This window comes from Bradyrhizobium sp. HKCCYLS1011, from assembly GCF_051167795.1.
Taxonomy (GTDB): domain Bacteria; phylum Pseudomonadota; class Alphaproteobacteria; order Rhizobiales; family Xanthobacteraceae; genus Bradyrhizobium.
In genome coordinates, this window is sequence record NZ_JBNPTT010000028.1 from 1 (window position 1) to 1,269 (window position 1,269).

Genomic DNA, 1,269 nt, shown 5'->3' on the forward strand with positions numbered 1-1,269 from the left:
CAGCTGCCACGCCTGCGCGAACGCATCGGCATCGAGCGTGCCTTCGAGCCGGCAGGCCAGCGAGATGACGTAGACCGCAGAGTCGGGCTCATAGAGAGAGTGGAACAGCATGCCCTGCTGGGTCGGCGACAGCGGATAGATGTCCTCGACCTGTCGCGGTCCGCCAATTGCAGCGACAACACGATCGAGCTCGTCCTGGCCCAGTCCGGCCAGCGGGACATCGGACGGCGTCAAGCCGCCTTCGCTCACCGCGCAATGCGCGATCAGCGCCCGCAAGGCTGCGACATGATCCTCGGCAAGTGCCGTGATCGTCGCGGCCTCATGCAAGTCGGCGCTGTAGAACCATTGCAGCTGCAGGCGGCCATCGCGGACATAAGCGGAGACATCGATCAGATGCGCACGGGTGTTGCGCCTATCCTGCTGGGCGCCGACGTCTTCCGCCGCAAAGCGCAAACTGCCCTCGCCGCCGGCCCCGTCGAGCTGGCCGAGATAGTTGAAGCTGAGCTCGGGCGCGACCTCCGGCATGGCGGCATTGCTGAGATAGCGCAGCAAGCCGTAGCCGACGCCGCGCTGGGGCACGGCGCGCAGCTGCTCCTTCACCGCCTTCAGCGCCGCACCGGGACCGGCCGTCCCGCCGACATCCAGCAGCACCGGGAACAGGCTGGTGAACCAGCCCACTGTGCGCGAGACATCAACATCACCAAACAGCTCCTCACGGCCATGGCCTTCCAGCCCGATCAGCAACTGGCGCCGTCCAGTCCAATCGGCCAAGGCTTCCACCAGCGCGGTCAACAGCACGTCGTTGATCTGGGTGTGGTAGACACCGGGCACCTCCTGCAGCAGTGCCCGCGTCTCCGCCGCATCGACTGACGTGCTCACCATGCGCACAGACTCGGCGCTGTTGGTGCCGCCGTCATGGTCACGCGGCAGACGGCCCAATTCAGACCAGGGCAGCCTCTGCCAATAAGCTAACTCGCGCTGCAAGGCATCGGAGCCGGCATGCGTCACCAGCCGTTCAGCCCAGGCTTGGAACGAGGTCGTCTTCGCCGCCAGCCTGACCGGCTCACCGCGCCGGAGCGCGTCAAACGCGGTTGCCAAATCCTCCAGCAGGATCCGCCAGGACACACCGTCCACCACCAGATGATGGATGATCACGAGTAGCCGCTTGCCCTGCGATCCCAAATCGAACAGCGCCGCGCGCAACAACGGGCCGGCCTGCAGATCGAGGGCAGCCTGCAGCCGGTCGGCATGCATTCGCAATGCCGCAGG

1 protein-coding gene is annotated in these 1,269 nt (G+C 66.0%); it reads right to left on the reverse strand.

Annotated elements, in window-relative coordinates:
- On the reverse strand, window positions 1-1,269 hold a 1,269-nt coding region (locus ACQR1W_RS39770), incomplete at both ends, for a condensation domain-containing protein (RefSeq protein WP_434855882.1).